General features: G+C 60.6%; 23 protein-coding genes. 10 read left to right on the top strand and 13 right to left on the bottom strand.

Annotation, left to right across the window (positions count from 1 at the left end; genetic code table 11):
- Positions 1 to 94: 94 nt before the first annotated feature.
- From AB4O16_RS14135 to fdhA, 3 genes are all read left to right on the top strand, one after another.
- Positions 95 to 727, top strand: coding sequence for a sarcosine oxidase subunit gamma (locus AB4O16_RS14135; protein WP_460157950.1), 633 nt, complete (start codon positions 95 to 97; stop codon positions 725 to 727).
- Between the two features lie 159 nt (positions 728 to 886).
- Positions 887 to 1,744 carry a formyltetrahydrofolate deformylase gene (gene purU, locus AB4O16_RS14130; protein ID WP_160388463.1) on the top strand — a complete coding sequence of 286 codons (858 nt, stop codon included), beginning with the start codon at positions 887 to 889 and terminating at the stop codon, positions 1,742 to 1,744.
- A 192-nt stretch (positions 1,745 to 1,936) separates the two neighbouring features.
- On the top strand, positions 1,937 to 3,136 hold the full coding sequence (gene fdhA, locus AB4O16_RS14125) for a formaldehyde dehydrogenase, glutathione-independent (protein ID WP_103396677.1): 1,200 nt from the start codon (positions 1,937 to 1,939) through the stop codon (positions 3,134 to 3,136).
- A gap of 121 nt (positions 3,137 to 3,257) precedes the next feature.
- Here fdhA and AB4O16_RS14120 read toward each other — a convergent pair whose 3' ends face one another.
- Genes AB4O16_RS14120 through AB4O16_RS14110 form a run of 3 tightly spaced genes read right to left on the bottom strand, consistent with a single transcriptional unit; the run spans position 3,258 to position 5,203 of the window.
- Positions 3,258 to 3,932 (bottom strand): anti-sigma factor, encoded by a 675-nt coding sequence (locus tag AB4O16_RS14120; protein ID WP_160388462.1) that lies wholly within the window; start codon positions 3,930 to 3,932, stop codon positions 3,258 to 3,260.
- Positions 3,929 to 4,555, bottom strand: coding sequence for an RNA polymerase sigma factor (locus tag AB4O16_RS14115; RefSeq protein ID WP_160388461.1), 627 nt, complete (start codon positions 4,553 to 4,555; stop codon positions 3,929 to 3,931). The genes AB4O16_RS14120 and AB4O16_RS14115 overlap by 4 nt, the downstream gene beginning before the upstream one ends.
- A gap of 54 nt (positions 4,556 to 4,609) precedes the next feature.
- Positions 4,610 to 5,203 (bottom strand): fasciclin domain-containing protein, encoded by a 594-nt coding sequence (locus tag AB4O16_RS14110; RefSeq protein ID WP_160388460.1) that lies wholly within the window; start codon positions 5,201 to 5,203, stop codon positions 4,610 to 4,612.
- Between the two features lie 286 nt (positions 5,204 to 5,489).
- Between AB4O16_RS14110 and AB4O16_RS14105 the strand changes: the two genes are divergently transcribed.
- Positions 5,490 to 6,044, top strand: a complete 555-nt coding sequence (locus tag AB4O16_RS14105) for a DUF2780 domain-containing protein (protein WP_460157949.1) — start codon at positions 5,490 to 5,492, stop codon at positions 6,042 to 6,044.
- A 1-nt stretch (position 6,045) separates the two neighbouring features.
- On the opposite strand, the gene AB4O16_RS14100 is transcribed toward AB4O16_RS14105, so the two are convergent.
- Positions 6,046 to 6,933 (bottom strand): acyltransferase, encoded by an 888-nt coding sequence (locus AB4O16_RS14100; protein WP_460157948.1) that lies wholly within the window; start codon positions 6,931 to 6,933, stop codon positions 6,046 to 6,048.
- Positions 6,934 to 7,097: 164 nt separating this feature from the next.
- On the opposite strand from AB4O16_RS14100, the gene rloA2 reads away from it, so the two are divergent.
- The 4 genes from rloA2 (at position 7,098) to creD (ending at position 11,334) form a co-directional block, all read left to right on the top strand.
- Positions 7,098 to 7,601, top strand: a complete 504-nt coding sequence (gene rloA2, locus AB4O16_RS14095; RefSeq protein WP_160388457.1) for a retropepsin-like aspartic peptidase RloA2 — start codon at positions 7,098 to 7,100, stop codon at positions 7,599 to 7,601.
- 59 nt (positions 7,602 to 7,660) lie between these two features.
- A complete protein-coding gene (gene creB, locus AB4O16_RS14090) occupies positions 7,661 to 8,341 on the top strand; it encodes a two-component system response regulator CreB (RefSeq protein WP_460157947.1) in 681 nt (226 codons plus the stop codon).
- Positions 8,341 to 9,759 (top strand): two-component system sensor histidine kinase CreC, encoded by a 1,419-nt coding sequence (gene creC / locus AB4O16_RS14085; protein WP_460157946.1) that lies wholly within the window; start codon positions 8,341 to 8,343, stop codon positions 9,757 to 9,759. The genes creB and creC overlap by 1 nt, the downstream gene beginning before the upstream one ends.
- Positions 9,760 to 9,963: 204 nt before the next feature.
- Complete coding sequence (gene creD / locus AB4O16_RS14080) at positions 9,964 to 11,334, top strand: cell envelope integrity protein CreD (protein ID WP_460157945.1); 1,371 nt, start codon at positions 9,964 to 9,966, stop codon at positions 11,332 to 11,334.
- A 198-nt stretch (positions 11,335 to 11,532) separates the two neighbouring features.
- On the opposite strand, the gene AB4O16_RS14075 is transcribed toward creD, so the two are convergent.
- From AB4O16_RS14075 to AB4O16_RS14035, 9 genes are all read right to left on the bottom strand, one after another.
- A complete protein-coding gene (locus AB4O16_RS14075; protein WP_460157944.1) occupies positions 11,533 to 12,162 on the bottom strand; it encodes a glutathione S-transferase family protein in 630 nt (209 codons plus the stop codon).
- Between the two features lie 183 nt (positions 12,163 to 12,345).
- A complete protein-coding gene (locus AB4O16_RS14070; protein WP_160388452.1) occupies positions 12,346 to 13,644 on the bottom strand; it encodes an MFS transporter in 1,299 nt (432 codons plus the stop codon).
- A gap of 287 nt (positions 13,645 to 13,931) precedes the next feature.
- On the bottom strand, positions 13,932 to 14,111 hold the full coding sequence (locus AB4O16_RS14065; protein WP_460157943.1) for a hypothetical protein: 180 nt from the start codon (positions 14,109 to 14,111) through the stop codon (positions 13,932 to 13,934).
- Entirely contained in the window at positions 14,108 to 15,238 is a 1,131-nt protein-coding gene (locus AB4O16_RS14060; RefSeq protein WP_460157942.1) for a PepSY-associated TM helix domain-containing protein, read from the bottom strand. The genes AB4O16_RS14065 and AB4O16_RS14060 overlap by 4 nt, the downstream gene beginning before the upstream one ends.
- Positions 15,239 to 15,310: 72 nt before the next feature.
- Positions 15,311 to 17,746 (bottom strand): TonB-dependent siderophore receptor, encoded by a 2,436-nt coding sequence (locus tag AB4O16_RS14055; RefSeq protein WP_160388449.1) that lies wholly within the window; start codon positions 17,744 to 17,746, stop codon positions 15,311 to 15,313.
- Between the two features lie 258 nt (positions 17,747 to 18,004).
- Positions 18,005 to 18,979: a FecR domain-containing protein gene (locus tag AB4O16_RS14050; RefSeq protein WP_460157941.1), complete on the bottom strand. Its 975-nt coding sequence runs from the start codon at positions 18,977 to 18,979 to the stop codon at positions 18,005 to 18,007.
- Positions 18,976 to 19,494: an RNA polymerase sigma factor gene (locus AB4O16_RS14045; RefSeq protein ID WP_160388447.1), complete on the bottom strand. Its 519-nt coding sequence runs from the start codon at positions 19,492 to 19,494 to the stop codon at positions 18,976 to 18,978. The genes AB4O16_RS14050 and AB4O16_RS14045 overlap by 4 nt, the downstream gene beginning before the upstream one ends.
- A gap of 228 nt (positions 19,495 to 19,722) precedes the next feature.
- On the bottom strand, positions 19,723 to 20,430 hold the full coding sequence (locus AB4O16_RS14040; RefSeq protein ID WP_160388446.1) for a 3'-5' exonuclease: 708 nt from the start codon (positions 20,428 to 20,430) through the stop codon (positions 19,723 to 19,725).
- On the bottom strand, positions 20,427 to 22,367 hold the full coding sequence (locus AB4O16_RS14035; protein WP_460157940.1) for a putative nucleotidyltransferase substrate binding domain-containing protein: 1,941 nt from the start codon (positions 22,365 to 22,367) through the stop codon (positions 20,427 to 20,429). Before AB4O16_RS14035 ends, AB4O16_RS14040 begins: the two co-directional genes overlap by 4 nt.
- A gap of 253 nt (positions 22,368 to 22,620) precedes the next feature.
- Between AB4O16_RS14035 and AB4O16_RS14030 the strand changes: the two genes are divergently transcribed.
- Together AB4O16_RS14030 and AB4O16_RS14025 are read left to right on the top strand one after the other, a co-directional pair.
- Positions 22,621 to 23,079, top strand: coding sequence for a response regulator (locus AB4O16_RS14030; RefSeq protein WP_460157939.1), 459 nt, complete (start codon positions 22,621 to 22,623; stop codon positions 23,077 to 23,079).
- 308 nt (positions 23,080 to 23,387) lie between these two features.
- Positions 23,388 to 24,356, top strand: coding sequence for an EamA family transporter (locus tag AB4O16_RS14025; protein WP_460157938.1), 969 nt, complete (start codon positions 23,388 to 23,390; stop codon positions 24,354 to 24,356).
- Positions 24,357 to 24,373 lie beyond the last annotated feature (17 nt).

Genomic DNA, 24,373 nt, shown 5'->3' with positions numbered 1-24,373 from the left:
GGTGCATCTGATACACCGCGTCGTTTGGATCGCCAGCAAGCCGGCTCCTACAGGAGGCAACCGCACCATCAACAGAATTCAGGAAAGGTGCTTTATGACCGCAGCCAATGTTTACCAACAACGCCCAACCTCCGGGGCCAAGGCCGAGTCGTCGCTGCATCACGCCGACCTCGCCAGCCTGGTGGGCAAGGGCCGCAAGAACGCCGGCGTGAACGTGCGTGAGAAGAAACTCCTCGGCCACCTGACGATTCGTGGCGATGGCCACGATGCCGCGTTTGCCGCCGGTGTGCACAAAGCCCTCGGCATCGAATTGCCGGGTGCGCTGACCGTCATCGTCAAAGGCGAAACCAGCCTGCAATGGATGGGGCCGGATGAGTGGCTGCTGATCGTGCCGACCGGTGAAGAGCTTGCCGCCGAGCAGAAACTGCGCGAAGCGCTGGGCGATCTGCACATTGCAATCGTCAACGTCAGCGGCGGCCAGCAACTCCTCGAACTGAGCGGCCCGAACGTGCGCCAGGTGCTGATGAAGTCCACCAGCTACGACGTGCACCCGAACAACTTCCCGGTGGGTAAAGCCGTCGGCACGGTGTTCGCCAAGTCGCAACTGATGATCCGTCACACCGCCGAAGACACCTGGGAACTGCTGATTCGTCGCAGCTTCTCGGATTACTGGTGGCTGTGGCTGCAGGATGCTTCTGCCGAGTACGGCCTCAGCGTTCAGGCCTGATGAGAACCTGTAGGAGCGAGCCTGCTCCGGGCGGCGCTCCGACGATGGACTTGAGAGCGACGCGCTAAATCAGGAAGCACGCGTCATCGTTGACGTCCATCGCGAGCAGGGCTCGCTCCTACAGTAGGCATCCACCGATTTCACAGGAGTCACCGCACTATGAGCCGCGCCCCAGACACATGGATTCTGACCGCCGACTGCCCCAGCGTACTCGGCACGGTGGATGCGGTGACCCGCTTTCTGTTCGAGCAGGGCTGCTACGTCACCGAGCACCATTCCTTCGATGACCGGCTTTCGGGCCGTTTCTTCATTCGAGTGGAATTCCGCCAACCCGATGATTTCGACGAGCAGTCGTTTCGTGCGGGGCTGGCTGAACGTGGCGACGCCTTTGGCATGAATTTCGAACTGACCGCGCCGAACTATCGGCCGAAAGTGGTGATCATGGTCTCCAAGGCCGATCACTGCCTCAACGACTTGCTTTATCGCCAGCGCATCGGCCAGTTGTCGATGGACGTGGCCGCCGTGGTCTCCAACCACCCGGACCTCAAGCCACTGGCTGACTGGCACCAGATTCCGTACTACCACTTCCCGCTGGACCCGAACGACAAGCCGTCGCAAGAGCGTCAGGTCTGGCAGGTCATTGAAGAGTCCGGTGCGGAGCTGGTGATCCTTGCGCGCTACATGCAAGTGCTGTCGCCGGAACTGTGCCGCAAGCTCGATGGCAAGGCGATCAATATCCACCACTCCCTGCTGCCCGGGTTCAAGGGCGCCAAGCCCTATCACCAGGCCTACAACAAGGGCGTGAAACTGGTGGGCGCCACGGCGCACTACATCAACAACGACCTCGATGAAGGGCCGATCATTGCCCAGGGCGTCGAGGCGGTGGATCACAGTCATTACCCCGAGGATCTGATTGCCAAGGGGCGGGATATCGAAGGGCTGACTTTGGCGCGGGCTGTTGGTTATCACATTGAACGCCGTGTGTTCCTTAACGCGAACAGAACAGTCGTTCTCTAGATCGCCATCGCTGGCAAGCCAGCTCCCACAGGGTTTTATGTCGTTCGCAGAGTTTGTGTACAACCCGACCACTGTGGGAGCTGGCTTGCCAGCGATGAGGCCCTAACAGACAACACAGGCAATAACCCGAGCACTTAACGCGCTGCCTGCCTGGGCAACGCGGTTCCATAACAACAACAGCGAGGTGAAAGCATGTCTGGCAATCGTGGTGTGGTGTATCTCGGCGCTGGCAAGGTCGAAGTACAGAAAATCGACTATCCGAAAATGCAGGACCCGCGTGGCAGGAAGATTAACCACGCCGTCATCCTGCGTGTGGTTTCCACCAACATCTGTGGTTCCGACCAGCACATGGTGCGCGGTCGTACCACCGCTCAAACCGGCCTGGTACTGGGCCACGAAATCACCGGGGAAGTGATCGAGAAGGGCAGCGACGTCGAGAACCTGCAAATCGGCGACCTGGTGTCCGTACCGTTCAACGTCGCTTGCGGGCGCTGCCGTTCGTGCAAAGAGATGCACACCGGCGTGTGCCTGAGCGTCAACCCGGCGCGTCCGGGAGGTGCCTACGGTTATGTCGACATGGGCGACTGGACCGGCGGCCAGGCCGAATACGCCATGGTGCCGTATGCCGACTTCAACCTGCTGAAACTGCCGGATCGCGATCGGGCCATGGAAAAAATCCGTGACCTGACTTGCCTCTCCGACATCCTGCCAACCGGCTATCACGGTGCCGTGACCGCCGGCGTTGGCCCAGGCAGCACGGTGTACATCGCCGGTGCCGGTCCGGTCGGTCTGGCGGCGGCCGCATCCGCTCGCCTGCTCGGCGCGGCAGTGGTGATCGTCGGTGACGTCAACACCGTGCGCCTGGCTCACGCCAAGGCCCAGGGCTTCGAGATCGCCGACCTGTCCCTGGACACGCCGCTGCACGAACAGATCGCCGCGCTGCTGGGCGAGCCGGAAGTGGATTGCGCCATCGACGCCGTCGGCTTCGAAGCCCGTGGCCACGGCCATGACGGCGTGAAACACGAGGCCCCGGCCACCGTGCTCAACTCGTTGATGGGCGTGGTGCGGGTGGCAGGCAAGATCGGTATCCCCGGCCTCTACGTGACCGAAGACCCGGGCGCTGTCGACGCTGCCGCGAAAATGGGCAGCCTGAGCATCCGCTTCGGTCTGGGCTGGGCCAAGTCCCACAGCTTCCACACCGGCCAGACCCCGGTGATGAAGTACAACCGTGCGCTGATGCAAGCGATCATGTGGGACCGCATCAACATCGCCGAAGTGGTGGGTGTCCAGGTGATCAGCCTGGATCAGGCACCGCAGGGTTATGGCGAGTTCGATGCCGGCGTGCCGAAGAAGTTTGTGATCGATCCGCACAAGATGTTCAGTGCGGCGTAAGCCTTCAGGCAATATAAAAACGGCGACCTTCGGGTCGCCGTTTTTGTTTGGGTTGTTTTACGTTGGGGGGGGTACACCACACCCTGTGGCGAGGGGGCAAGCCCCCTCGCCACAAGGACAATCACAACGTCGCCAACGCCCCTTGGTATAGCACCGGTCCTGTTGGCTGTCCGGTCGGCGAACCGCCCTTCGGTTCAAGGCTGACCGCCAGCGCAATCGGCTTGCCGATCAGCGTTTTTTGCGCGTCGCTCAGCTCAACTTTGCCTTTGCCGCCCGCCGGGATCACGCCGAGGGAAATTGGTTTGCCGTCCGCCGGAATCGCCCACAACTCCAGGCTTTGCCCCGGTTCTATCGCTGCCAGTGTCAGCGGTTCGAATTGCAGGTAATCGGCATGGGCCAGAACACGCAATGCCGGCTGGGCGTCGGCGCCGGCCAGGGTCGCACTGTAGTGGGCATCGTCGCGGGTGTAGATCACACCAAGGGTTACGGCGATCAGCAGCGAGCACACCGCAGCCGTCACTCGCAGCCAATTCCAGAACGGCCGCTTGTGCGGCACGTGCAATTCTTGTGGTTCGATCCGCGCGGTGATGCCTTGCCAGACGCGATCCGGCACCGGTTGCTCCGGCAGGGTTTCGGTCAGGCTGGCCAGGCTTTCCTGCCACTGGGCCAATTCCGCGCGCAAGGTGGCGTCTTCCAGCAACAGCTGTTCGAAACGCCGACGCGCGGTGGCGGGCATCAAGCCAATGGCGTAGTCGGCGGCGAGGGCGCGACGCAGGGTCGGGGTTTGATAGTTCATGATTCAAGGCACCTGCGCAGGCGTTCCATGCCGCGACGGATCCAGGACTTCACCGAGCCCAACGGCGCGGCCAGGTGTTCGGCGAGTTCCGCACACGACAGCCCCTGGAAGTAGGCGACGGTAATCGACTGGCGCTGCATGCCTTCGAGGGTGTCCAGGCAGCGGTTCAGGGCGCGGGCTTCACGGGCACTGTCCAGTTGCTCATGGGCCGACGGGCTTTCATCCATGAGCATCTGTTCTTCGACATCGCTCAATGGCCGGTCACGGTGTTTGCGCAACTGGTCGATGGCCTGGTGACGGGTGATGTTGATCATCCAGGTCAGAGGCGCTGATAGATGCGCTTCGTAGCGCGATGCATTGTTCCAGATGCGCACGAAGCTCTCCTGCAGCACCTCTTCGGCCAGGTCCGGACGGCCCATGAAGCGCAGCGCTACCCCGTGCAGGCGGGGGCCGACACTGCGGTACAGCGTCTCGAACGCGCGGCGGTCGCCCAATGAACACTGGGCCAGCAGTTGCCTGAGCTGATCGGCGTCGACGGTGGGAATAGCAGTTCTCCCGCAGGGCTGGGCAAGGGGGCGGTGGCAGGCAGAGGTTAGTTCACAGTGCCCGGTTGTTCCATTCACGGCGAACCGCTCGAAAGGATCGCCGCCCCCGATGCACAGGGACGGCGATACGGCTCAGCCTTTGGGCATCAGCACTTTGTCGATGACCTGAATCACCCCGTTGGACTGATACACGTCATAAGTGGTGATGTCGGCGATGTCGCCCTTTTCATCCTTGATGGTGATGTTGTGCGGGCCGTTCATCATTGCCCACAGTTTGCCGCCGGCCACAGTGGTCAGTTCGGCCTTGCCGCCACCGGCCCTGATTTTCTCGACCAGGGTCTTCATATCGAGTTTTCCGGCGACCACGTGGTAGGTGAGAATGTGCGTCAGCGTGGCCTTGTTGGCCGGTTTGAGCAGGGTGTCGACGGTGCCTGCGGGCAGGGCGGTGAAGGCCGAATTGACCGGGGCGAACACGGTGAACGGGCCTTTGCCCTTGAGGGTGTCGACCAGGCCAGCAGCTTTTACCGCGGCGACCAGGGTGGTGTGATCGGCGGAGTTCACCGCGTTATCGACGATGTCCTTGCTCGGCAACATGGCCTGGCCGCCGACCGTGACGGTGTCGTGGCCCATGTCCGCTGCTTGCACGGTGTTGAGGACGAGTCCGCCACCAAGGGCCAGGGTCAGCAGGCTGGCAATCAATGGCGTTTTGATCGAAGTGCGTTTCATGGTGATGATCCTTGTGATGAGAATCGGCCAGGAGTGTCTGTCCGTGCTTGATATACGCGGGAGAAGCCAGACTGGATGCAGGGCAGGGGATTTTCCCTGTAGGAGCGAGCCTGCTCGCGATGGACGTCAACGCTAACGCATACTTCCTGAATCAACGCGTTGCCCTGGAGTTCATCGCGAGCGGGCTCGCTCCCATAGAGGGGGCGGGAACAATGTCCGGGGAATCCGGTCCAATACACAGTTTTTCGCCGCCCATTGCCGGGCGGTGTTCATAGAGGATGTCTGAATGAAGGATTTACGCGGTTTTGCCCTGGCATCGCTCTTGAGCCTGGTGGTCAGCCCGGCTTTTGCACAGTTCAACCTGAGCGATGCGGCCAGCGCGATTGCGGGCATGAAGGGCGGTGACGCGGCTGCGACTGCCGCACCGACGCCGCAGACAGCCGATCTGCTGAGCACCCTCAGTGAACTGAACATCACCCCACAGCAAGCCGTCGGCGGCGCCGGGGCGATGCTGGGGTTGGCGAAGAATCAGTTGAGTTCGACCGATTACTCGGAACTGGCCAAAAGCGTGCCGGGCATCGACATACTCTCGGGCGGCGGTGAGTTGGGCGCGCTGGCCGGCCTGCTCGGTTCCAGCGGCAAAGCTGCAGGGTTGGATAACGCCCTTGGCAACGTCAAGGACACCAACGACCTGAACAACGCCTTCAGCGCCCTGGGCATGGACAGCGGCATGATCGGCCAGTTTGCCCCGGTGCTCCTGCAATACTTCGGTCAGCAGGGCGTCGGCGGTTCGTTGCTGAGCAGCCTGGGCAGCATCTGGGGCGCTGGCGCCGGTAGCTGATTCAGTGGCGCCCGGCGCGCAAGGCGTCGATGCGCCGGTCCTTCTCGATCCAGAGCTGGTTGACCCAGTTCTGGACCTTCTCGCGAAACAGCGGATCATTTTCGTAATTGCCCTGCCATAGCGCCGGGTCGAGTTCGCGGGTCTTGATGTCGATGATGACCCTGGGCAGATTGCCGCTGATCAGATCCCAGAACCCCGGGATCTTTTGCTGCGGGTAGACCACTGTCACATCGAGAATGGCGTCCAGCTGTTCACCCATCGCCGCCAGCACGAACGCCACACCGCCAGCCTTGGGTTTGAGCAGGTGAGTGAATGGCGACTGCTGTTGAGCGCTTTTCGCTGCGGTGAAACGCGTACCTTCCAGATAGTTGACCACCGTCACCGGCTGGCGCTTGAACAGCTCGCAGGCTTGTTTGGTGATCTGCAGATCCTCGCCCGCCAGTTCCGGGTGCTTCGCCAGGAACGCCTTGCTGTAGCGCTTCATGAACGGGTAGTCCAGCGCCCACCATGCCAGGCCCAGGAAAGGCACCCAGATCAGCTCTTTCTTGAGGAAGAATTTGAAGAACGGCGTGCGCCGGTTCAGCGTCTGGATCAGCGCCGGGATGTCGACCCAGGATTGGTGGTTGCTGATCACCAGGTAAGAGGTGTCGCGACGCAGGTCATCACCGCCACGGATATCCCATTGGGTGGGGATGCAGACGCGGAAAATCAGTTTGTCGATTTCCGACCAGGTTTCGGCGATCCACATCACCGCCCAGGACGCGTAGTCGCGTAAACGGCCGGGCAGGACCAGTTTGAGCAGGGCAAACACCATCAGCGGTCCGATCAGGACCAGGGTGTTGAGCAGAAGCAGCAGGGTCACGAAACAGCCGGTGAGCAGGCGGCGCATAAGTCACTCGTGGAAGCGGTTGGGCGCGCCATGATAAGCAGCTTCGGGCAACAGGCCAAATCGGTGGTGACGAATGTTTCACTTGCGGGTCGCTAACCTTGTGGGAACGATCAAGCTGACAACGGTCTAAAATCCGGCTGTTCACTCTCATGGAAGCCCATTACGTGAAATCCCTCCTTGCAGTGCTTACCCTTGTCGCCCTGCCGGTCATGGCCGCCGAGCCCACCCTCTATGGGCGTTACGAATACATCGCGCTGCCGGAAATCGGCGGTGAAGTGCTCAAGGCCAAGATGGATACTGGCGCACTAACGGCGTCGCTGTCGGCCAAGGACATCGAAACCTTCACCCGCGACGGCGAAGACTGGGTGCGTTTCCGTCTCGCCACCAAGGACGCGAGCAATAAGGTCTATGAACACAAGGTCGCGCGCATCAGCAAGATCAAGACCCGTTCCGAAGAGGACGAAGATGAAGACACCGCCGCGCCGACCAAGCGTCCGGTGGTCGATCTGGAGCTGTGCCTGGGCAACGTCAAGCGCACCGTGGAGGTCAACCTCACCGACCGCAGCAGCTTCAACTACCCGTTGCTGATTGGCGCCAAGGCGTTGCGCGAGTTCGGCGCGGCGGTGAACCCGGCGCGGCGGTTTACCGCGAACAAGCCCGATTGCTGATTGACGAGGTGTGAGGCTTGGGGCACCGTTCGCCCACATCCCTGCCGGGCTCGGACGCCATGCCTCATATCCTGATTGTCGAAGACGAAGCGGCCATTGCCGATACCCTGGTTTTCGCCCTGCAAAGCGAGGGGTTCACCACCACATGGCTGAGCCTCGGCGCGGCCGCGCTGGAGCATCAGCGCCAGACTCCGGCGGATCTGATCATTCTCGATATCGGCCTGCCGGACATCAGCGGCTTCGAAACCTGCAAGCAACTGCGGCGCTTCAGCGAAGTGCCGGTGATGTTCCTCAGTGCCCGCGATGGCGAGATCGATCGCGTCGTGGGCCTGGAAATCGGCGCCGACGATTATGTGGTCAAGCCGTTCAGTCCCCGGGAGGTGGCGGCGCGCGTCCGGGCGATTCTCAAGCGTATGGCACCGCGTACGGCGAGCGAACCTTCAGCGGCGCTGTTTCGCATCGACAGCGAACGTGTGCAAATCAGCTATCGCGGTCAATCGCTGACCCTGACCCGCCATGAATTCCGCCTGCTGCAATGCCTGCTGGAGCAACCCGAGCGGGTCTTCAGTCGCGAACAGTTGCTCGATGCGGTGGGCGTGGCCGCCGACGCCGGTTACGAGCGCAGCATCGACAGCCACATCAAGAGCGTGCGCGCCAAACTGCGCCTGGTGAAGGCTGACGCCGAACCGATCCAGACCCACCGCGGCCTCGGCTACAGCTACAGCCCGGGACAAAGCTGATGCCGCTGGGAATCCGGATTTTCCTGGTCTACGCACTGTTCATCGGCCTGACGGGCTACTTTGTGCTCAACACGGTCATGCAGGAAATCCGCCCCGGCGTTCGCCAGTCCACCGAAGAAACCCTGGTCGATACCGCCAACCTGATGGCCGAGATCCTGCGTGACGACTTCAAGGCCGGCAGCCTCAACCAGAACCGCTGGCCGGAACTGCTCAAGGCCTATGGTGAGCGGCAGCCGGCGGCGAAAATCTGGGGTTTGCCGAAGAATCAGGTCAACCACCGTATCTACGTCACCGACGCCAGGGGCATCGTCGTGCTGGACTCCAGCGGGACGGCGGTGGGGCAGGATTACTCGCGCTGGAACGATGTCTACCTGACGCTGCGCGGCGAATACGGTGCCCGCTCCACGCGCAATGATCCCGACGATCCGGGGTCTTCGGTGATGCACGTCGGTGCGCCGATTCGCGACAATGGCCAGATCATCGGCGTGGTCAGCGTGGCCAAGCCCAACAGTTCGCTGCAGCCTTATGTGGACCGCACGGAGCGCCGGCTGCTGGCTTATGGCGCCGGCTTGATCGGTCTCGGTCTGTTGTTCGGCGCGTTGTTGTCCTGGTGGCTGAGCCGCGCGTTGCGCAGATTGACGGCGTACGCCCAGGGCGTCAGTGAAGGCCGGCGGGTCGAAGTGCCACACTATCGCGGCGGAGAACTGGAACAGTTGGCCACTGCGGTTGAGCAGATGCGCACACAGCTTGAAGGCAAGGCCTATGTCGAGCGTTACGTGCACACATTGACCCATGAACTGAAGAGTCCGCTGGCAGCCATTCGTGGCGCAGCGGAGCTGTTGCAAGGCGATATGCCTCTGGCGCAGCGACAACGCTTCGTCGGCAACATCGACAGCGAAAGTGCACGCATGCAGCAGCTGATCGAGCGGTTGCTGAATCTGGCGCAAGTCGAGCAGCGCCAGGGTCTGGAAGAACGCGTCGAGGTGCCGCTGGGTGCATTGTTGGATCAATTGCTGAGTGCTCAGGCGGCGCGAATCGAAACCCGTCGGTTGCAGGTGGAGCAGACAATTGCCGCGGACCTGACGCTCTGTGGCGAGCCGTTTTTGTTGCGGCAGGCGTTGGGCAACCTGTTGGAAAACGCCCTGGATTTCACCCCGGTCCAAGGCATGATGGGATTCAGTGCGCAGAGGGTGGGCGAGCAGGTCGAGTTCAAGCTGTTCAATCAGGCCGAGGCCATTCCCGACTATGCGTTGCCACGGTTGAGCGAGCGTTTCTACTCGCTGCCGAGACCGGACAGCGGACGCAAAAGCACCGGGCTTGGCCTGAACTTCGTCGAGGAAGTGGTCAAGCTGCATGGCGGTACCCTGAGCATCGGCAATGTCGACGGCGGGGTGGAAGTCAAGTTGCGCTTGCCTTGACACCGAGTCGCGGCCATCGCGAGCAAGCTCGCTCCCACAGTTGATTTATATTGTGCGCAGAACTTGTGTTCACAGAAGATCCAGTGTGGGAGCGAGCTTGCTCGCGATGGGGGCGGCCGAATCTCCACACAATCTCCATATTCCCCCCATAACCCCATCACACACTGAATCCAGACTTTCCCCATCCAAAACAGGGAGAGTCCCATGAACCGTAGCCTGACCCTAAAACTCGGGGCAATTGCCCTGTTGATTGTGTTGTTGCTGATTCCACTCCTGATGATCAACGGCGTGATACGCGACCGTCAGCAACTGCGTGACGGCGTGCTCGACGACATCGCCCGCAGTTCCAGCTTCAGCCAGCAGGTGAGCGGTCCGTTGATGGTGGTGCCGTATCGCAAGGTGGTGCGCACCTGGAAGACCCGTGAAAAAACCAACGAGCGCTATCAAGACATCGGCGAAGAGCGTGGTCGTCTGTATTTCCTGCCGGAACGTTTCGAACTCGACGGCCAGGTGCAGACCGAGTTGCGCTCCCGGGGGATTTACCAGGCGCGGCTGTTTCATGCCGACAATCGCATCAGTGGGCATTTTTCGTTGCCGGCGCGGCTCGGTATCAAGGAAGACTTTGCCGATTACCAGTTCGACCAACCGTTTCTTGCCGTCGGCATCAGCGACATCCGTGGCATCGAAAATGCCTTGAAACTCGAACTTGACGGCCAGCGCCTGGACTTCATTCCCGGAAGCCAGGTCGGCTGGCTGGGTGAGGGTGTGCACGTGACGCTGCCGGCGCTGAAGACAGAACAGGCTGCGGAGCTGGACTTCGGTTTTGATTTGCGCCTGCAAGGCACGGGCGTGTTGCAGGTATTGCCGGTGGGTAAGACCAGCACGGTTTCGCTGAGTGCCGACTGGCCTCACCCAAGCTTCATCGGCAACTACCTGCCGGCCCAGCGTGAAGTGACCGATCAGGGATTTACCGCCAACTGGCAGGCATCGTTTTTCTCCACCAATCTGCAGGAGGCCTTGAGCACTTGCGTCACCGGTGGTGACTGCACAGCCTTCAGTGGCCGCAGCTTTGGCGTGAGTTTCATCGACCCGGTGGACCAGTATCTGAAAAGCGACCGGGCGATCAAATACGCCCTGCTGTTCATCGTCCTGACGTTCGCCGGTTTCTTCCTCTTCGAAGTGCTGAAAAGCCTGGCCGTGCACCCGGTGCAATACGCTTTGGTGGGGGTGGCCCTGGCGTTCTTCTATCTGCTGTTGCTGTCGTTGTCCGAACACATCGGTTTTGGCCTGGCGTATCTGCTGTCGGCGGCTGGTTGCGTGGTGTTGATCGGTTTTTACGTGTGCCATGTCCTGCGCAGCGTCGTGAACGGGTTGAGTTTCTCCGCAGGGCTGGCGGCGTTGTACGGCCTGCTTTATGGCGTGTTGAGCGCCGAGGATTACGCACTGCTGATGGGCTCGTTGCTGCTGTTCGCTTTGTTGGGTGTGTTCATGGTGCTGACCCGCAAGCTGGACTGGTACGGGATCGGGCAGAAAACGGCCAAACCGTTGGCGTTCGATGTGGGGGAAGTGCAATGAGCCGGTCGTTGGGGTTGCGCGAGGATCAGCGTTGGAGCGAGGTGTTGGTGACGCGGATTTTGCAGTGGTTGCCGGATGAACCGCGTTGGAATTGTCGTGAGCAGGCTCGCTCCCACAAGGGTTCTGCAGTGAATACAAAACACGATCCAATGTGGGAGCGAGCCTGCTCGCGATGAGGCCGGTACCGTCAGCGAAGATTTAAACCTTGGGCATCGTCGCAATCATCGAAGGCCGCTGACTCACCTCGAAATACCACGCCGCCAGTTGCGGATTGGTTGCACGCCAATCCAGATCCGGATGGCGCAGATCCAGGTAACCCAACGCACACGCCACGCTGATCGCGGCGACGTCGAAGTGGCAGGTCAGCTCGGCGATCGCGTCCTTTTCCAGCAATGCCAGGGCACGGCGGATCTTGTCGCGCTGGCCGTCGAGCCATTCGTCCCAGTGCTTTTCCGGGGCGCGCAGAGCGACTTCGTAGCGCACCAGCACGGCCGCGTCCATGATCCCGTCGGCCAGCGAAGCGAGGGTCAGGCGCCGCCAGCGCGCCGAGCCTTCGCGGGGGATCAGCGGGTTGCCGACGTGCTGGTGGTCGAGGTAGTCTAGGATGACCCGGCTGTCGTGGATGATGTTGCCGTCGGCCAGGCGCAGGGCCGGGATTTTGCTCAGCGGGTTATCTTCGATCAGGGTCAAGTCCGGGTTGACCGGGGTGAGCACGCTGGTCTGCAACGCCACGCGGTTCTGTTGACCGGTTTCGTGCAACAGCACCATGACTTTACGAACGAAGGGAGAGAGCGGGTTGTGGTACAGGGTCATGCTCGGGGCGGACATGGCAGCGTCTCGATCGGTGGCAGTGTCGGGCAGCATAGCGCGTTGATGCGATAGCTCAAGATCACCGTCACCTGTAGGAGCGAGCCTGCTCGCGAAAAACCTGAGGGCGCCGCGTGGTGTCAGGTGCCCTGCGTCATCGTTAACGACCTTCGCGAGCAGGCTCGCTCCTACAGGGGTTGCGTTTTAGCTGGCGGGTTGCAGCGTCTGCCCGGCTTCAGGGCCTGTAGCGGCCCGGGGCTTGATCTCACGGGCAACCGTCCAGACGATGAACGCGGCAATGATGTCGAAAATCGCCAGCACCACGAACAGCGGGCTATAGCCGATCTTGGTCACCATCACGCCAAACACCAGCGTGAACGCGGCGGCGCCCAGGTAGCCGAACATGCCGCCCATGCCGGTGGCGGTGGCCACTTCGTTTTTGCCGAACGAGTCAGAGGTGATCGCATACAACGCGCCGGACAAGGTCTGGTGAGCGAAGCCGCCGATGCACAGCAGCGCAATCGCGGTGTACGGGCTGGCCACCAGGCCGATGCAGGCCGGGCCGATCATGCACGAGGCGCCGAACAGCAGGACCATCTTGCGCGAGGTGAACAACGACACATTGCAGTACTTGTGGAAGAACGGGCTCAGGTAGCCGCCGAGTACGCAGCCGAGGTCGGCGGCGAGGAACGGCAGCCAGGCGAACATCGCGATCTCTTTGATGTTCATGTGCCGTTCGGTCATCAGGTACAGCGGAATCCATGCGTTGAAGGTCTGCCAGGCCGGTTCCGAAAGCATGCGTGCACTGGCGATGGCGTAGAAGTTGCGGCTGCCGATGATCTTTTTCCAGCTGCCTTTTTTCGTGGTCGGGTCTTTGAAGTGATCTTCCTGGCCGCTGAGGATGTAGTCGCGTTCTTCATCGCTCAGGCGCTTTTGATCCCGCGGATGTTTGTAGAGCACCATCCACAAAAAGGTCCAGGCCACGCCCAGGCCGCCCACGATCAGGAACGCCAGTTCCCAGCCGCTGTGCAGGATCGCCCAGACCACCAGCGGCGGCGCCAGTACCGCACCAATCGAAGAGCCGATGTTGAACCAGCCGATGGCCACCGAGCGCTCTTTGGCCGGGAACCATTCAGTGGAGGTCTTGACCGCCGCCGGCAATCCCGCCGCTTCGGTCAGGCCAAGCAGGCCGCGGACAAAGGCCAGGCCCTGCCAACCGGTCGCCAGGGCCGCCAGCGCGCAGGCAATCGACCAGGCAAAGGCGAAAATGGCGAAGCCCATTTTGGTGCCGATGGCATCGATGATGTAGCCGGCCACCGGTTGCATCAGTGCATAGCACACCTGCCAGGCGACGACGATGTGCGAGTACTGCTCGGTGGAGATGTTCATTTCGCTCATCAGGGTCGGAGCGGCCACTGACAGGGTATTGCGAGCCAGGTAGTTGACCATCAGGCCGGCCGTCACCAGGCCGACCATCCACCAGCGGATGCCTTTGACTTTCATCACTTCACCATCATTTTCTTGGATTTATTTTTGGTGCCGCATTTGTTGTAGGTTGTCGTACAACATGCGCCTTTATAGGAGTGCAAGGGTAAAACTGTCAACAAATATGTCAGGGAATTTGCAGGGGGAGGCGACGGGCGGGGAGTGTGGTTATCGTATGACTGGCGAATAGTTGAGACTTGCCGCTGTACCTGTGGGAGCGAGCCTGCTCGCGAAAGCGGTGTGTCAACCAACATCAATGGCGACTGAGACACCGCTTTCGCGAGCAGGCTCGCTCCCACAGGGGGTTAACGGCGTTGGAAGAGGCCGCGCAGGGCCAGGGCTGCGGGGATGCCCAAGCCCAGCCAACTCAGCGAGTCCCACACACCATCCCCGAGCAACGCGGCAAACAGCCCCGCCGCACTGAGCAGCGCGATGACGGTTGGAATGGCAAAGACCTTCCAGAAGTTCGACTGCCGGGGCTTCATGCCACGCTCTCCGCTTTTTCCGCCACGGGTTTTACCGCCTTGCGCCGCACCACCCACAGATAAACGCCGCTGCCGAGCACGATGATGGTCAGCACATCGAGGGTCGCCCAGAGTATTTGCATCGGCATGCCGCCGTAGTCACCGAAGTGCAGCGGCTGCGACATGCCCATGGCGTCCATGTACCAGGGGCGTTCGGCCACGGCAGTGACTTGCAGGGTGCTGGCGTCGATCAGCACCGGCGTCAGCAGGTGCGAGGTCAGGTGCGTGCTGCCTTTCATGAACACCGCGTAATGGTGCTCACTGGAAAAGCGCGTGCCGGGGAAGGCGATGAAGTCCGCCTGCATGCCCGGCGCGACGTCCCTGGCGATGTCGAGCAAGCGGGTGGCCGGCGCCAGGTGCGTCAGCGGCGGCGCATCACGGTACGGTGCGACCATGGCGCTCAGGCTGTCGTTGCGCCACGCAGCGATGATCAGGTCGGCGCAGGCACTGATTACGCCGGTCACGCCGACCACCAGAGCCCAGGTCAAGGTCACCACACCGATCAGGTTATGCAGGTCGAGCCAGCGCAGGCGCGTGGATTTGTCCTGGCGCACGGTGGCGAATTTCAAGCGGCGCATGAACGGCAGGTACAGCACCGTGCCGGAAACGATCGCCACGACGAACAGAATGCCCATGAACGCCAGCAGCAATTTGCCCGGCAAGCCGGCGAACATGTCCACATGCAGGCGCAGCATGGTCAGCATGAAACCGCCATTGGCCGATGGCGTTTCCAGCGCTTCGCCGGTGCGGGCGTCGAGCATGAACGTGTGGGACGAGTTCGGTTCGGTGCCGGCGGTCGCGGCCATGATCGTCAGCACCGCGTTGGGTTCATCGTCCTCGAAGCCGAAGTACTGCATGGCTTCACCGGGACGATGTTTTTGGGCCGCCTCTACCAGCTGCTGCAAATTCAGGCGTGGGGTGTCCGCCGGCATTTCCTTCACTTGCGGCGCATCGCCCAGCAAGTGGTCGATCTCGTGGTGAAAGATCAACGGCAGGCCGGTCAGTGCCAGCATCAGCAGAAATACCGTACAAATCAGGCTGGTCCAGGTATGGACAGCGGACCAGCGGCGAATTGTTTTACTTTTCATTTCATGGCCTTCAGAAAAACCAAAGCCGTCCACGAAGGACGGCCTGATCATTGGGCGTGTCAGCTCAACGCGTTACCACTTGTAGGTTGCACTGGCGACGACACTGCGCTGGTCGCCGTAGTAGCAGTAGAAGCTGTCGCAAGTCGAGATGTAGTCCTTGTCGAACAGGTTGGTTGCGTTAACGGCCAGCGAAGCGCCCTTGAGGCTGTTGTCCAGGCGGCCGAGGTCATAGTGTACCGCGGCGTCGAACACCGTGTAGGCGTCGGCCTTGCCCAGCCAGGTGTTGGCCTCGTCGCCATACGTATTGCCGGTGTAGCGCGCGCCGGCGCCGATGCCGAAGCCGTCGAGCACGCCGTTGTGCCAGGTGTAGTCACCCCATACCGATGCTTGCTGGTTAGGCATCAGCTGCAGGCGATTGCCCTTGAACGCGCCGTCCTGCACTTCGGACTTGGCCAGGGTATAGGCGGCGGTGACCTTGAGGTTCTCGGTCACGTCGGAAACAGCTTCCAGTTCCAGGCCTTTGACTCTCACTTCGCCGGTCTGGCTGGTGATCGTCACGTTACCCACGTTGTTGGTGACGGAAACGTTTTTCTGGGTCAGGTCATACACGGCTGCGGTCAACAGCGTGTTGCTGCCCGGTGGCTGGTACTTGATACCCAGTTCCCATTGCTTGCCTTCGGTCGGCTTGAACGAATCGGTCGGCGAGGCGACGGCATTGCTGGCCGGCTGGAACGATTCGGCGTAGGACAGATAAGGCACGAAACCCGAATCGAACACGTAGCTGATCGCTGCGTTGCCGCTGAAGTTCTTGTCGCGCTCGGTGTTGGTGGCATCACCCTTGTTGAAGAACTTGGTCCCGGTATGGACCCAGTCTTCACGACCGCCGAGGGTCAGGCGCCATTGATCGAGGGCCATTTGATCCTGGACGTACAGACCGGTCTGGTGGGTCTTCTGGTCATAGTCGTAAAACGCCGAGGAGCGTGGTGGACGAGTGATCGGCAAGCCATAGACCGGGTTGTTGACGTTGATGGCCGGTGCGCCACCGAAGATCGAGGTGTAGTTGGTGTTGCTGCGCTGGTGGTCCAGGCCGATCAACAGCGTGTGTTGGATGTCACCGGTGGCGAAGTCGCCCTGGAAGTTGTTGTCCACGGCGAACTGGCTGATGTCCTCGTCGACATTGGTGGTGCCGCGCCCGGTGTTGCCTTCGTCGTCTACGACAAACCCGATGGACGGAAAGTAGCTGTTGACGGTAACCGTCTGGAACGACAGATCCGACTTGGTGTAGCGCAGGTTCTGGCGGAACTGCCATACATCGTTCAGGCGATGTTCGAAGGCATAGCCCAGTGCGTAATAGGTGCGGTCGTAGAAGTCGTAGTCCGGATCACCCAGGTTCTTGTGGTGCGAGATCTTGCCGAACGGCATGTCGATCTTGGTGCCCTGAATCGGGTAGAACTGGCTGGTCACGCCGGTATCGTCACGGGTGAACTGCGTCAGCAGGGTGAATTTTGTGTCTTCGTCGATGTTCCACGTCAGGCTTGGTGCAATGTTGTAGCGCTTGTCATCGATATGATCGATCTGGGTGCCACCGTCACGCACCACGCCGCTCACACCGTAGAGAAAGCGGCCTTCGTCGTCGATCTTGCCGGTGCTGGCGAAGTTGATCTGGCGATGGTTGTCGCTGCCGTATTGCAGTTGGACCTCGCTGCTGGCTTCGGCGCTCGGGCGCCGGCTGACCATGTCCAGCAGGCCGCCCGGCGGGGTCTGGCCGTACACGGACGAGGCCGGGCCGCGCAGCAGTGCCAGGCGGTCGAGGTTCCAGGTTTCCTGTTTCGGGTTGGCGTACACGCCTTTTGGCAGCGGCAGGCCGTCGAGGAATTGAGTCGGCTCGAAACCGCGCACGCGCAACCAGTCGGCGCGGGTGTCGCTGCCGTAGCTGCTGGCGGTGATACCCGGCAGATAGCGCACGGCGTCATCGAGGGTATGTGCGTTGCGGTCGTCCATCTGCTCGCGAGTGACGACCGAAATCGAGCGCGGCGCCTCGACCAGCGCGGTATCGGTCTTGGTGCCGGCGGCGGTGCGCTTGGCCAGGTAGCCCTGCACCGGGCCCCAAGCGCTTTCAGTGTCTTCCACGCCGATCACGCTGGTCGCCGGCAGGGCCAACACACCCTCGGGCACAGCCACCAGGCTGTAGGTGCCCGCACTGCTCTGTTCCAGTTGCAACCCGGTGCCACGCAGGGCTTCGCGCAGGGCGCCGGCCGCGTCGAACTGGCCTTGGACCGGTGCCGACGTCTTGCCCGCCGCCAGTGACGGATTCAGCGACAGGGCCAGGCCGGCCTGGCTGGCGATCTGGTTCAGGGTGCTGGCCAGCGGTGCGGCTGGCAGGTTGTAGGCGCGAACGCTGGACGCTTGTTCAGCGGCGATCAGTTGGCTGCTGGCCAAAGGGGTGCAAAGGGCAATGGCGACCGCCAGCAAACTGGGGCGCAACAAGGTGTCTAGCGAACGGGACATACAGCGGCTCCTGAATGGAAATATTTCTCAATTGCCTGTGTGCCGAACGAAAATCAGAAAGTGATAGGGCTGGATGAAAATAATTTCGATTCAGTTATCCATTTGAGACCATGCGCTTTTGTGGCGAGGGGGCTTGCCCCCGTTGGGTCGCGAAGCGACCCCTACACATTTTCCAGCTAAACCGCATCGGCTGATTTTGCGACTGCTTCGCAGCCGAACGGGGGCAAGCCCCCTCGCCACAGGGTTCTGTGTGGGGATTCAGGGCTTGGTGTCGGCCTTTGCCACCACCGTCACCCACCATTGCGTGTGCTGTTCGATCTGCACCGGCAGGGTCGGCAGCAGGGCATTGAGCGCCAGGTCGGTGTCGCGCAGCGGGAAGCTGCCGGTGATGCGCAGGTCGGCCACTTCCGGCGCGACGCCTACATGACCGGTGCGATAGCGGCCGATCTCATTCACCAGATCTTCCAGCCGCGTGTTGTCCACCACCAGCATGCCGCGGGTCCAGGCGTCCGCGCCGAGGTTGACGGCCAGAACCGGACCCATGCCGTTGTTGCGGATCAGCACCTGCTGGCCTTCGTGCAGGATCTGTTCGTCAGGGCTGGACTCAGGGTGAGCCGCCACCGCCGACTGCAATACGCTCAGGCGCGTACCTTGTTCTTCACGCTTGACCAGAAACCGCGTACCCAGCGCACGCATGCTGCCTTCACGGGTTTCGACAATGAACGGCCGGGGATCGCCATGACCGGTTTCAACCAGGATCTCGCCTTCCTGCAGCACGATGCGCCGCTGCTTCTCATCGAAGCGGATATCCAGCGCACTGTGGGTGTTGAGATTGATCAGCGTGCCATCAGCCAGGCGCAGAGTGCGCTGTTCGCCAACGGCGGTACGCTGGTCGGCCAGCCAATAATCGATCGGCAGGTAACGTGGCCCGGCAAACAGCGCCAGTCCGATCACCGCCACGAAGCTCGCCACGCCAGTGCCGAGCTTGCGCACCCGGCGACGGATGCCTTCGCGCGATTGCAGCAGGGCGGTGCGGGCCGGGCCGCTGGCCGCGCTGAAACGCTGGTCGAGCATGCCCAACTGGCGCCAGGCGCGGGCGTGCTCTTCGTGGGCGGCGTGCCACTTGGCGAATTCTTCGCGTTCTACCGGGTTGGCGCCATCCATGGACAACTGCCAGGCAATCGCCGCGTCCAGCACGTTGGCCGATACCGGTTTGGAACTGACCGGGCTCATGTCGGCTCACCGTACAGCGCGATGTAGCACTGGCGAATGCCTTGGGCCAGGTACTGGCGCACCCGCGGCACCGACACCCCCAGGCGCTCGGCGATTTCTGCGTGGCCGAGGCCGTCGAGACGGTTGTAGAGGAACGCCGCCCGGGCCTTGCTGGAAAGCTTGCCGAGCAAACGGTCAATGTTCTTCAGGTCTTCGAGGATCATTTGCTGTTCTTCCACCGACGGTTGCTCGGCTTCGGGAATCAGCATCAGCTCGGTGAGATAGGCCTGTTCCAGCGCGGCGCGCCGGAAATAATCGAACAGCAGGCCCTTGGCGATCGCCACCAGGAATGCCCGCGGCTCGCGCGGTTCCTTCAGTTCCTCTCGGCCGAGCAAGCGCACGAAAGTGTCCTGGCTCAGGTCTTCGGCCCGCTGTGGGCAGGCGACGTTGCGGCGAAGCCAGGCCAATAGCCAGCTGCGGTGGTCGCGATATAGCGCACCGACGAGCTCACTTTGAGGGCTTGGGACTGACGACACGCCGTATCACCGATTGGGAAATGTTAACTAACGAGAATTGTTCGCGATTCTGTCAGAGGCGAGGGAGGTAAGCAATTGGCGTTGGTCGGGCGGGATTTTGGTGACGGCCCCTGTAGGAGCGAGCCTGCTCGCGATGGACGTCAACGATAACGTTGGCTGCCTGACACCCAGCGGTGTCCTGGCGTTCATCGCGAGCAGGCTCGCTCCTACAGAGGGGGTGCGTATAGGTCAGAAGGAGGGTGCCTGCTGTCGGCGTTTCCACTGGCTCAAGCGCTGTTGCAGGTTCAACGGACTATGAATCTGCTGTTGCCGCGCGCGGCTGAACAGGATCAGCGCCAGTTCGGCGGTGGCCAGGGCGTCGGCGCTGGCGTGGTGGCGTTCGAAGACTTCGAGCTTGAACCAGTCGATCCAATCGTCCAACCCGGCCTCGCGAATATGCGCTTGGGGGCACAGCAGCGGTGCAATATCCGCCACGTCCAGGAAAGGATGCTGCAGCTTGAGTCCCAGATGGTCCTTCAATGCACGTCCGAGCATGTGCTGGTCAAACGGCGCGTGAAAGGCCAGCACCGGACTGTTGCCGATGAACTCCATCAGGTCGAGCAGCGCTTGGGCCGGGTCGCAGCCCGCCGCAATGGCGCTGGGACCAAGGCCGTGGATCAGCACACTGGGGCCGAGTTTTACCTGCGGATATTGCAAGGTGCGTTCGAACTGCTGGCGAAAGTCGATGGCCCCGTCCTCGATCACCACGGCGCCGATGGACAGCACGCGGTCCTTGTTCATGTTCAGCCCGGTGGTTTCCAGATCGAGCACCACCCAGCGCTGCTCGCGCAGGCTGCACTCGCCCGGGGCCCCGGCAGTCGGCAAGCGTTCCAGGCGTTGTTGTAGGTCGGCGGACAGGCTGGGGCCTGGCGGACGCAGCCATGAAAACAGGCTCATAGCTGATACCGCAACGTCAGGCTGCTTTGCAGGCGTTGGGCCTGGCGCAGGGATTCACGCAGGATGCGCCGGTCCAGATGATTGAGGCTGTCAGGGTCGACCCGGTTGGAGTAGGGGAAATTCTCCCGGGTCTGTAATTGATGTTGCTGCATGCGGGTTTGCTGGATGAAATGATAGGCCTCTTCGTACGCGGCGCCGTCCAGTGGGTCGATGACCTCCCTGGCGACCAGCTGGCGAAAACGCTCCAGCGTGTTGTTCGCTTCGATACCGTGAGCCAGGGCCAGCAACCGGGCACCGTCTACAAAGGGTGCCAGGCCCTGGATCTTCAAGTCCAGGGTGGCTTTTTCGCCATTTTTGCGCGCCAGCACGAACTCGCGGAAACGCCCTACGGGCGGGCGATTGCGCAGCGCATTCTCGGCCATCATGCGCTGGAACAAACGGTTGTCGCCGACTTGATCGAGGATGCCTCGACGCAATTGCTCACAGCCTTGCTCGCTGCCCCAGACGACGCGTAGATCGAAATAGATGCTCGAACCCAGCAGGTTTTCCGGGGTTGCCTCGCGGATAAACGCCGCAAAGCGTCGCGCCCACTCGGCCCGGGACAGGCACAGCTCGGGGTTGCCGGCCATGATATTGCCCTTGCACAGGGTGAAGCCGCACAGTGCCAGGCTCTGGTTGATCTGCTGGGCGATGGGCAGCAGCTTGCCGCGAATCTCGGCGGCATGGGCCGCGTCCCTGGCTTCGAACAGAATGCCGTTGTCCTGATCGGTGTGCAGGGTCTGTTCGCGACGGCCTTCGCTGCCGAAGCACAGCCAACTGAACGGCACGCCGGGATCACCTTTTTCGGCGAGGGTCAGCTCGATCACCCGGCACACGGTGTGGTCGTTGAGCAGGGTGATGATGTGGGTGATCTGCGTCGAAGACGCGCCGTGGGCCAGCATGCGCTCGACCAACTGACCGATTTCGCCGCGCAACGCCACCAGGTTTTCTACCTTCTGCGCGTTACGGATAGTGCGTGCCAGGTGCACCAGGTCGACCCGTTGCAGGGAAAACAGATCGCGCTCGGAAACCACACCGCACAAGCGTTGGTCCTTGACCAGGCAGACATGGGCGATGTGCCGCTCGGTCATGGCAATCGCCGCGTCGAATGCGCTGTGATCCGGCGACAGGAAGAACGGCGCCCGGGTCATGTGCCTTTCGATGGCTTCGTTGAAGTCGCTGCTGCCGTCGGCCACGGTCTGGCGCAGGTCACGCAGGGTAAAAATCCCCAGTGGCACCTTGTGTTCGTCGACTACCACGATGCTGCCGACCTGTTGTTCGTGCATCAACGTCACGGCTTCGCGTAGCGGTGTCTGGGGGGCGCATGACACCGGGTGACGCATGGCCAGTTCACCCAGACGGGTGTTCAGCGAATATTGGGTGCCAAGGGTTTCCACGGCTTTTTGCTGCACTTGCTGGTTGACCTGATCCAGCAGGCTGCTGACGCAGCGCAGGGCGAAGTTGCGGAAGGTGTCCGACAGCGAAAACAGGCGGATGAACGCCGGCTTGTTCAGTTGCAGGCAGAAGGTGTCCTCGCCGGCCAGGTGCTCGGTACGGGTCGCCCGTTCACCGAGCAACGCCGCCAGGGGGAAACATTCGCCAGTGGTGATCTCGAAGACCGTTTCGTTGCCGCCTTTTGCCGTATGCGGACGCTCGCCCACGACCCGGCCTTGCTTGACGATATAGAAGTGCTCGACCGGGCCGTCGGCGGGTTTGATGATGCTTTCGCCGGGGGCGTAAAAACGCAGCTGACATTGCTCGACCAGATACGCCAGGTGAGCGTGTTCCATCTGGTTGAAAGGCGGGAAGCGCTGAAGGAATTGCAACGTTCCCTGGATGTTCTGCAACACCGCGGTTTTCCCTGCCTGTGTGAAGGCGTCCGCTTTACTCATAACCATTACCGCAGTCTTTTTTGAATTGTTGTAGTCGGATGACCCGGACATGGTCGACCCCTGCGCCCGAGGTGCCCATTGGACGTAAGTCTAGGTAGGCGGTCAGCGTCCTCAAATGTCGGAAGAATCCTACGCGAGCGTGCGAAAAACCTCTCTGCTGGCCTATTGGAAAATTTTCCGACGAGGTGCACATTGGTGATCTGCTTAGCGATGTCTCACCACTGTGCTAGGGAATTGAACTGAACATGTAGAGAAAGCCATGTCCGACCACGATATTTTGAGCGACGCCGAGCGTGAAGCGCTGAGTGCCGTCATGCTGGAGCCTGACCTGCCGCTGCAACGGGTGCTGATTGTCGACGACGACAAAGACGCCCGGGAGCTGCTCTCGGAGATTCTGGCAGTGCACGGTATCCACTGCAGGACGGCAGCCAGTGGCGAAGCGGCGCTCAAAATCCTGGTGGCAGAGGCAGAGATCAAAAAGCCGACGATCGGCTTGCTGATCACCGACCTGCGGATGGGCCATGTAGACGGACTGGAACTGATCCGCCAGGTACGCGAGTCGGTACGGGCAGCATTGCCGATCATCATTGTCTCGGGTGACGCCGACGTGAAGGATGCGATCGCCGCGATGCATTTGAGCGTGGTGGATTTTCTGCTCAAGCCGATAGATGCCGGTCAATTGCTGGCCCTGGTAAAACACGAGTTGGGTATTAAATAACGGATCTCTTGCAGTTGTTGGTTGCATGTTGAAATTGTTTTGGCGAGTTTAACTTGTAATTAAGTTTGAGTGTCTGCGCTGCGAAAAAGCTACTCACAAATAGCTTATTTTTCCTCTCGATTATTCAGATATCTTTCAGTTCTTGAAGGCCAGTATGGGCATTTATTTTATGTCGTAACTGGTTCGATAAAATCTGTCGTAGCACTATCCAGGTTGTCACTTCGGCTCTCCAGTTTTAGTGGCTTGAGTATGTCGGCGGTTGTCGTGTATTCAAACTACGGCCGGTTCCTGCAGATAAGACACTGTTAATGGTCAAGCCATTACTCTTCCTGGGTTGTGTGGATCTGTATCGCAATGAGGACGGTATGATAAAAAAAATGGAATTTCGCGATCTTGTGCTTATTGTCGGTGTGACAGTCATGTGGGGCAGCAACTATACGGTAATTGATATCAGTCTTGACGGTATCGATCCGTTCTTATTGACAGCATTGCGCTTTACTTTTTGCGCATTTCCATTGGTGTTCTTTATCCCGAAACCGAAGGGTGTCAGCACTTTTGTAACTATTGTCTACGGGTTGCTGTTTGGTATCGGAATGTGCTGGCTGATGAACTATGGCATGTTTCTTGGTGTCAGTGCCGGCGTGACATCCTTGCTCTTGCAATTCAGTGCTTTTTTTACGGTCATTTGGGGAGTGCTGCTGTTTGGTGAAAAAATGACGGCAATACAAGTGGCCGGAATTCTCATGGCGTTGGTGGGGCTGATGTTTATTGCTCATGTAACGCAAGGTGATGCCGAAAGCTTTGGGCTCTTTCTGGTACTGCTCGGTGCATTGTTCTGGAGTCTTTGCAATGTACTGGTCAAGAGAAGCAAAGTGGTTGATATATTTTCCTTTGTCGTTTGGTCGAGTCTGTATGCAACACCGCCTCTATATCTAATGACTTACTGGGTCAAGGGAGCAGCTCCTTTCCAGTCGTTGCTGACGGACATGACAGTTCCAGTGCTGACATCTGTCCTGTTCCAGGCCTATGTGGCGACGGTATTCGGGTATTGGGTGTGGAACCGGATGATTGAGAAGTATCCGGCGAGCCAGGTTGCACCGTTGTCAGTGATTGTTCCGATATCGGGTATCTTGACCTCGTGGTATGTACTCGACGAACCCATTGGTGGCGAAAAGCTGTTTGCTCTCATCATCACGGTCCTTGGGATTGCCTTGTTTATGAATGCATCGAGAATAGGCCGCCACATCGCTGCAAACTCGTTGCGTTTCAGGAGATAGCTCTGCATTTGCAGTAA

The sequence above is a fragment of the Pseudomonas sp. S2_H10 genome (genome assembly GCF_054668285.1).
This window is presented reverse-complemented; position numbering and strand designations above follow the sequence as displayed.